This window comes from Gammaproteobacteria bacterium (assembly GCA_021648145.1).
Lineage (GTDB): Bacteria > Pseudomonadota > Gammaproteobacteria > JAADGQ01 > JAADGQ01 > S141-38.
This window is the reverse complement of record JAKITI010000022.1, coordinates 22,538-30,150: the sequence shown is the minus strand read 5'-3', so window position 1 is coordinate 30,150 and position 7,613 is coordinate 22,538. Positions and strand designations below refer to the sequence as shown.

General features: G+C 44.1%; 8 protein-coding genes. 6 read left to right on the top strand and 2 right to left on the bottom strand.

Features of this window, described 5'->3' with window-relative positions; genetic code table 11:
* Nucleotides 1-222: 222 nt before the first annotated feature.
* The gene (locus tag L3J70_11845) at nt 223-1,197 is read right to left on the bottom strand and encodes a hypothetical protein (GenBank protein ID MCF6237043.1); all 975 of its coding nucleotides are present in this window, start codon (nt 1,195-1,197) and stop codon (nt 223-225) included.
* Between the two features lie 156 nt (nt 1,198-1,353).
* Nucleotides 1,354-1,773, bottom strand: coding sequence for an Mth938-like domain-containing protein (locus L3J70_11840; protein ID MCF6237042.1), 420 nt, complete (start codon nt 1,771-1,773; stop codon nt 1,354-1,356).
* 111 nt (nt 1,774-1,884) lie between these two features.
* Between L3J70_11840 and alaC the strand changes: the two genes are divergently transcribed.
* From alaC to L3J70_11810, 6 genes are read left to right on the top strand one after another with little or no spacing between them, the layout of a single operon-like run.
* Nucleotides 1,885-3,096 (top strand): alanine transaminase, encoded by a 1,212-nt coding sequence (gene alaC, locus L3J70_11835; protein MCF6237041.1) that lies wholly within the window; start codon nt 1,885-1,887, stop codon nt 3,094-3,096.
* A complete protein-coding gene (locus L3J70_11830) occupies nt 3,093-4,406 on the top strand; it encodes a homoserine dehydrogenase (GenBank protein MCF6237040.1) in 1,314 nt (437 codons plus the stop codon). The genes alaC and L3J70_11830 overlap by 4 nt, the downstream gene beginning before the upstream one ends.
* 23 nt (nt 4,407-4,429) lie before the next feature.
* Nucleotides 4,430-5,515, top strand: a complete 1,086-nt coding sequence (thrC, locus tag L3J70_11825) for a threonine synthase (GenBank protein MCF6237039.1) — start codon at nt 4,430-4,432, stop codon at nt 5,513-5,515.
* Between the two features lie 5 nt (nt 5,516-5,520).
* Nucleotides 5,521-6,075 (top strand): hypoxanthine-guanine phosphoribosyltransferase, encoded by a 555-nt coding sequence (locus tag L3J70_11820; GenBank protein ID MCF6237038.1) that lies wholly within the window; start codon nt 5,521-5,523, stop codon nt 6,073-6,075.
* Entirely contained in the window at nt 6,068-6,808 is a 741-nt protein-coding gene (locus L3J70_11815) for an S-methyl-5'-thioinosine phosphorylase (GenBank protein ID MCF6237037.1), read from the top strand. The genes L3J70_11820 and L3J70_11815 overlap by 8 nt, the downstream gene beginning before the upstream one ends.
* 47 nt (nt 6,809-6,855) lie before the next feature.
* Nucleotides 6,856-7,572, top strand: a complete 717-nt coding sequence (locus L3J70_11810; protein ID MCF6237036.1) for a phosphoribosylaminoimidazolesuccinocarboxamide synthase — start codon at nt 6,856-6,858, stop codon at nt 7,570-7,572.
* Nucleotides 7,573-7,613: the final 41 nt, after the last annotated feature.

The window sequence follows — 7,613 nt, the reverse complement described above, 5'->3', positions numbered from 1 at the left end:
AAATTACTTTATCTTGCTTCAAAATTTTAAAGAGCCAGAACAATATTCAAACCAACTAAACAAATAGCCTTGTCCTAAAAGAGATGCGCATTCTACACCACCTCACACTTTCGTCAACCTCTTTTTTAATCTTTCTTCATTTAACACTAAAATTTTTCTATTGCGCACAAAAAAACCGAGCACAAGGCTCGGCTTTTTATCAGTAATTAAATTACCGAAGACTTAGAAAGTTGCGATGAACTCAGCACCTAAACTATCTGTTTTAGTACCTGCTGCATCATTATTTTTCCATTCAAGAGAAATAAGAAGATTCTCAGCCGCTTGATAAGAACCATATAAAGTGGTTACTTTATCTCCACCAAGAACTGCTACACAAGTCGCACCATTCGCTGCATCATCACAAGCACCATAACGAACTTTAGCTCCGAAGTTATTACCGAAGTCATAACCTGCCCAAACATCATAAACAGAATCAAGAACTTCATCAGGAACCAAATAATCAAAGCCTATAGTAGCACCTTGAATTGCATAAGATGCATTGATATCAAGTACGTTTTCAACACCACTCGCCTGAGTCACATAACCCAGCTCAAGATCCAAACCTGCAACTGGAGAGCTGTTAATTACAAGCGCAATCGAATTTTCTTCATCGACGTGCTGAATATCATTCAAAACGGCACCAGTTACAGTAACCACACCCAAGTTCGCTGCAACAGCAACACCAGCAATGTTGTTACCACTCAAAACAGTCTGATTATCAAGCGCTTTATAAACCATGCTGCTAGATGTCATATTTTTATCTGGCGCATCTTCAGCTTCTTGTCCAATAGGGTTATTAAACACACCACCGATAAATGTAACGGTATCAGTCAAACCCCAAGCAAAAAAAGCCTGCTCAATCGCAGCACCCGATGAACCACCAGGACTCAAAGACAAATCAACATCAACGCGCGCAGTTACCGCACCAACAGTCTTAATGAAATCAACTTCACCGTTAGCACCGAATTTACCTTCACTTGCATTTTTACCAGTAAGAGTATGGTCATCAGCAGAAACAACACCAGTATTATCAGCAGCCTCATCAGTGATACTCAAAGTAATATCAGCAAAACCACTTACAGTAGCACTATCCGCTTGAACAGCCATAGGAGCTGCGAATGCAGCAGAAACTGCAAGAGCAATTAATTTTTTATTCATGATCCAAATCCCTCAATTAAACACATTCAAACAACTTAAAGACTAGAAGAGTCTAGTGGTATTTAAACCCCATTTTTGTAAAAATGCAACACTTATTTTCAAAAAAACCACAGGCAGACAGGTTTGTTGCAAAAAAGCAACAACGAAAACAAACACTCAATACATCAATAGTGCCGCCGCCACACCTCGCCCATCTTGCACCAATATATTATAGGTGCGACATGCCGCAGCTGTCCCCATAAACTCCACACCTATACCCGCATTAGTCAATGGTGCAATCACTTCAGCGTCAGGAATATGGCACGCCTCTCCGGTACCAAGCAGCACAAGCTCCGGCTTCAATTCAACCAAGCGACCCAGATGCTCGGATTGCAATTCACCCATACATTGTGGCGACCAGTCATCAATAATCTGGCCAGACAAAAGAATCACACTACGCTCAAACTTTATTACCATATCCTCTGGCGAACGGACTTCGCCCTTAATTTTGGATTGAGGTAAACCCACCACCAAACCTTCTTTGGAATAACGACGAATGAAATATACATCACCATCAATTTCACGATTAAACTGCATCACAAACCTTTAACTACATGTTAATTGAAACAAGTGATAATATAGCGAACTTTTGAAAGCCATCAAACTAATATTAATAAAACAGCATGATTTAGGAAGCGGGTTACTAACTTGAAAGACGAATTTTCCAGAATAAAACGACTCCCTCCTTATGTTTTCAACATCGTTAATGACTTGAAAGCAAAAGCGCGCGCGCGCGGTGAGGATATTATTGATTTTGGCATGGGCAACCCTGACCAGCCAACACCCAAACATATCGTCGACAAACTCACTGAGAGCGCACAGAACAATACAACGCACCGTTACTCAGTCTCCAAAGGCATCCCAAGATTGCGTAAAGCGATCTGTAATTGGTATGAACGCCGCTACGACGTTGAACTGGACTCAGAAACTGAAGCCATTGTTACCATCGGCTCCAAAGAGGGGTTGGCTCACCTTTCCCTAGCAACAACGGGGCCAGGTGATGTTGTTCTTGTCCCCAACCCTTCATATCCGATTCACCCTTATGGCTTCATTATTTCAGGTGCGGACGTACGCCATGTTGCGTTAACACCAGACAACGATTTTTTCACCGAGCTTGTAAAAGCTATAAAGGACTCTTGGCCGCGCCCTAAAATGCTGGTGCTCAATTTTCCCAGCAATCCAACCACACAATGTGTTGATCTGGAGTTTTTTGAGAAAGTAGTTGCCATCGCCAAAGAGAACAATATCTGGGTGATTCATGATCTGGCATATGCGGATATTGTTTTTGATGGCTATGTCGCACCATCAATTTTACAGGTGCCTGGTGCCAAAGATATTGCCGTCGAGTTTTTTACACTCTCCAAAAGCTATAACATGCCAGGCTGGCGCGTTGGCTTTATGTGTGGCAACCCAACCTTGGTCGGTGCATTAGCACGCATGAAGTCTTATCTGGATTACGGTATGTTTACCCCGATTCAAGTGGCCGCAATTAGCGCACTTGAAGGGCCGCAAGAGTGCGTTCAAGAAATTGCTGAACTCTATCGTGCACGCCGCGATGTTTTATGTGATGGTTTGAATCAGGCTGGCTGGGCCGTTGAAAAACCCAAAGCCACCATGTTCGTCTGGGCACTCATTCCTGAGCAGTATCAAGATATGGGCTCACTCGAGTTCACTAAAAAATTACTTAGCGATGCCAAAGTGGCTGTTTCACCTGGCATTGGCTTTGGCGATTATGGTGACAAATTCGTACGCTTTGGCCTGATTGAAAATGCACATCGCACACGGCAAGCAATTCGAGGCATTAAGGAAATGATTCGCAACGATAACAAAGCGGCAAAAACCGCAGGAGACAAACCTTGAAACCGGTAAAAATTGGCCTGTTAGGCATGGGCACTGTAGGCGGCGGAACTGTCACAGTATTGACTCGCAATAACAATGAAATCACGCGCCGTGCAGGCCGTGGCATTATTGTCACTCACGCTCTTGTGCGTGATATTAACCGTGCTCGTCCTGACAGCACAACAGATGTGATTTTAACCACTGATCCATTTGAAGTAGTCAACAATCCTGATCTGGATATTATTGTTGAGCTCATCGGAGGTTATGATCTCGCGCGTGAACTGGTATTAAAAGCCATTGAAAATGGCAAACATGTTGTGACGGCCAACAAGGCATTGATCGCCGTTCATGGCAATGAAATTTTTGCGGCGGCTCAAAAGAAAGGTGTAACTGTTGCATTTGAAGCCGCTGTGGCTGGCGGCATTCCTATTATTAAAGCGGTACGCGAAGGCTTGGCGGGAAACAGCATTGAATGGATGGCTGGCATCATTAATGGTACAGGCAATTTCATTCTGACTGAAATGCGCGATAATGGCAGTGATTTTTCTGATGTTCTAGCAGAAGCTCAACGCTTGGGTTATGCCGAAGCGGATCCAACATTTGATGTAGAAGGTATTGATGCTGCACACAAATTAACCATTCTTGCTTCTATCGCTTTTGGTATTCCGTTGCAATTTGATAAAGCTTATACGGAAGGCATCAGCAAAATTACGGGTGACGATGTCAATTATGCTGAAGAGCTAGGCTATCGCATCAAGCACCTTGGAGTGACTCGTCGCACTGAAGAGGGCATTGAGCTGCGTGTGCATCCAACGCTGATCCCTCATAAACGATTAATTGCTAATGTCGACGGCGTTATGAATGCAGTATTAGTGCAAGGTGACGCTGTGGGCCCAACACTTTATTATGGTGCAGGTGCAGGCGCAGAAGCCACAGCTTCTGCTGTGGTTGCAGATCTGGTTGATATTGTGCGTGCATTAACGACTGACCCTGAAAATCGTGTTCCCCACTTAGCTTTTCAACCTGATGCTCTGTCTGACTTACCCATTCTGCCTATGGAATCAATAGAGACCGCATACTATTTAAGGATGCAAGCCACCGACCAACCTGGCGTGCTGGCTGACATCACACGCATTTTAGGTGATCTGGGAATTAGTATTGAAGCCATTTTACAGAAAGAGCTTACTAATAATGTTATTTCGCATGTCCCTATTATTATGCTCACACATCGCGTACGTGAAAAACAGATGAATGATGCACTCAAGAAAATTGAAGCATTGATGAGTATCAGTGGACAAGTCACACGTATCCGCCTTGAACAGCTCAGTTAATATAAATTCCAGGAGAATCAACCATGCCATTCAGACCTCGTTACACTGGCCTTATTGATAAATATCGTGACCGCTTACCCATTCATGATGACACACGAATTATTAGCCTGGGCGAAGGAAACACACCGCTCATACGCTTGCACAATATTCCTAAACTGCTTGGCAAAGATGTTGATATTTGCATCAAATATGAAGGTTTAAACCCGACAGGTTCATTCAAAGACCGCGGCATGACCATGGCGGTGACTAAAGCGGTGGAGGATGGCAGCCAGGCGATTATCTGCGCTTCAACCGGAAATACATCTGCATCAGCGGCCGCTTATGCAGCACGCGCTGGCATTACTGCATACGTGCTAATCCCTGATGGAAAAATTGCACTCGGAAAATTAGCCCAGGCAATGATGTACGGTGCAGTCATTATTCAAATCAAAGGTAACTTTGATGCCGGCATGCAGTTAGTTAAAGATGTCGCCAATGAAGCACCCGTCACCATTGTAAATTCTATTAATCCATTTCGAATTCAAGGCCAGAAAACAGCTGCTTTTGAAATCATTGAAGAGCTGGAATGCGCGCCTGATTTTCACTGCCTGCCCGTTGGAAATGCAGGGAATATCACAGCTCATTGGATGGGTTACAGTGAATACAAAGAGCACGGCATCGTTAATACCTGCCCACGCATGGTCGGCTATCAAGCCGCTGGCTCCGCCCCCTTCATGCGCGGCGGCCCTGTTGCAGATCCTGAAACCGTTGCAACGGCCATCCGCATTGGCCACCCACAAAGCTGGGACAAAGCATGGGAGGCACAAAAAGCATCCAATGGCTGGTTTGATGAGTGCAGCGATGACGAGATTCTATCTGCCCAAAAACTTTTGGCACTCAAAGAAGGTATTTTTTGTGAGCCTGCCTCAGCGACTTCATTGGCGGGTGCGATGCGTGATATTAAAAGCGGAAAAATCTCGGAAGGCAGCAAAATTGTCTGCACCCTGACCGGTCATGGTTTGAAAGATCCTGATACGGCAATTGAGCAAAGCAAAACACCGCTCATCACAATTGATGCGACTCTGGATTCGGTGAAACATGCCATTTTAGATAATATGGCAAAGTCATAATTACCATGCCTATCTCTCCTCAAGAAGCTCACGCTGTGTATCAAGACGCAGATTGCCTGTTTTCACAAAAACAGGTCAACAGTGCGCTTGATCAAATGGCGGATGCTATTTCAGCTCAACTATGCGATAAAAATCCACTAGTGATCTGTGTAATGAATGGTGGACTGATTGTCACAGGCGCGCTACTGCAACGCCTCGACTTTCCACTGCAGATTGATTATTTGCATGCCACGCGCTATCGCGACAATATACATGGCAGTGACATTGAGTGGCGCGTTAAACCCAGCCACACACTTAAAGACCGCACCCTTCTATTGATTGACGATATTCTTGATGAAGGTCACACGTTGGCCGCTGTTGTCGAAGCTTGCCAGCAAGCGGGAGCAAAGAACATCCATACAGCAGTTCTATTAGAAAAGCGCCATGACCGTAAGCATGGCATTAACGCAACTTTTTGTGGTCTGGAAGTCGAAGATCGTTATGTCTTTGGTTATGGCATGGATTACAAAGGTTATTTACGCAACGCACCTGGTATTTTTGCAGTGAAAAATTATGTCTGAATTAGCAATTATTGGCGGTACAGGGCTCACAAAGCTCAGTAATCTGGAGATTATTCGCCATGAGATGGTCAATACACCTTTTGGTGAACCCTCTGCTCCGTTTGTTCATGGTCGCTTGTGTGATAAAGATGTGGTTTTTTTAGCACGACACGGCAGTGGCCATACTATTCCACCTCACAAGATCAACTACCGCGCCAACCTGTGGGCACTTCAAGAAATTGGTGTAAAACAGATTATTGCCGTGGCTGCTGTTGGCGGCATCAGTAATCATGCAACTCCCGGCAGAATTATTATTCCTGACCAAATTATTGATTACACCTATTCACGTAACCACACCTTCTTTGAAGATCAACTTTCACATGTAACACACATTGACTTCACTCACCCTTACAACACCGCACTGCGTCGTTTACTCATTCAAGAGTGCGAAACGCTTGGTAATAATGCGTACCTTGATGGTGTTTACGCTGCAACCCAAGGCCCTCGCCTGGAAACTGCTGCGGAAATAAAACGCCTGGAAAATGATGGCTGCACTATTGTCGGTATGACGGGAATGCCAGAAGCCGCACTCGCTCGAGAGCTTGAGCTGAAATATGCCGCGTGTACCGTTGTTGCGAATCCAGCAGCAGGCAAAGGTGATGAAAATATATCCATGGCTGATATCGAACGAGTGCTGCTTACAGGAATGGAAGATGTTCGAAAATTATTAGAGCGAGTTATTCCTATCGTTTAAATTTAGCAACTCAATTAAAAGCCTGTATTCAGGAAGTAATAATTATTATGAAAATTGAAAAAGAACTTTATGCTGGCAAAGCCAAGTCCGTATTCACGACGGATGACCCGGATTTACTGGTACTGAACTTTCGTGATGACACCTCTGCTTTTGATGGCGAAAAAATAGAGAGCCTTTCTCGAAAAGGTGCTGTCAACAATCAGTTGACTGCCTTTATTATGCAAAATCTCGAAGAGGCAGGCATCAAAACTCATCATGAAAAACTACTTTCAGCTAATAAATCGGTTGTTAAAAACCTTGAAATGTTTCCAATTGAGTGTGTCGTGCGCAATATTGCTGCGGGCAGTATTTGCAAGCGCCTGGGTGTGAAAGAGGGTTTGACACTCACCCCCCCTACATTTGAATTTTTTCTTAAAAATGATGCACTGCATGACCCGATGATCAATGAGTACCACATTCGTTCATTTGGCTGGGCCAAAGATGAGCATATTGAAAAAATGAAAAGCCTCACCTTTCAAATCAACGATGTTCTCACTAAACTTTTTCGAAATATTGGTCTACTATTGGTTGACTATAAACTGGAGTTTGGTCTGTTCAAGGGAGAGGTCATATTAGGTGATGAATTCACACCTGACGGCTGCCGCCTATGGGATATTAAAACCCGTAAAAAGTTTGATAAAGACCGCTTTCGCCAAGGATTAGGCAGTGTGGTTGAAGCTTATGAAGAAGTTGCGACTCGTTTAGGCGTTAAACTCATAAAATAGCAACAACAAGCACGAAATAGCTTGTACTTTGATGGAGTAAA

Bases quoted from the DNA above. Each gene is read 5' to 3' on its own strand.
- L3J70_11815 (MCF6237037.1), top strand. From the start codon at position 6,068: ATGTCTGAATTAGCAATTATTGGCGGTACAGGGCTCACAAAGCTCAGT.
- L3J70_11820 (MCF6237038.1), top strand. From the start codon at position 5,521: ATGCCTATCTCTCCTCAAGAAGCTCACGCTGTGTATCAAGACGCAGAT.
- L3J70_11845 (MCF6237043.1), bottom strand. From the start codon at position 1,197: ATGAATAAAAAATTAATTGCTCTTGCAGTTTCTGCTGCATTCGCAGCT.
- L3J70_11810 (MCF6237036.1), top strand. From the start codon at position 6,856: ATGAAAATTGAAAAAGAACTTTATGCTGGCAAAGCCAAGTCCGTATTC.
- L3J70_11840 (MCF6237042.1), bottom strand. From the start codon at position 1,773: ATGCAGTTTAATCGTGAAATTGATGGTGATGTATATTTCATTCGTCGT.
- thrC (MCF6237039.1), top strand. From the start codon at position 4,430: ATGCCATTCAGACCTCGTTACACTGGCCTTATTGATAAATATCGTGAC.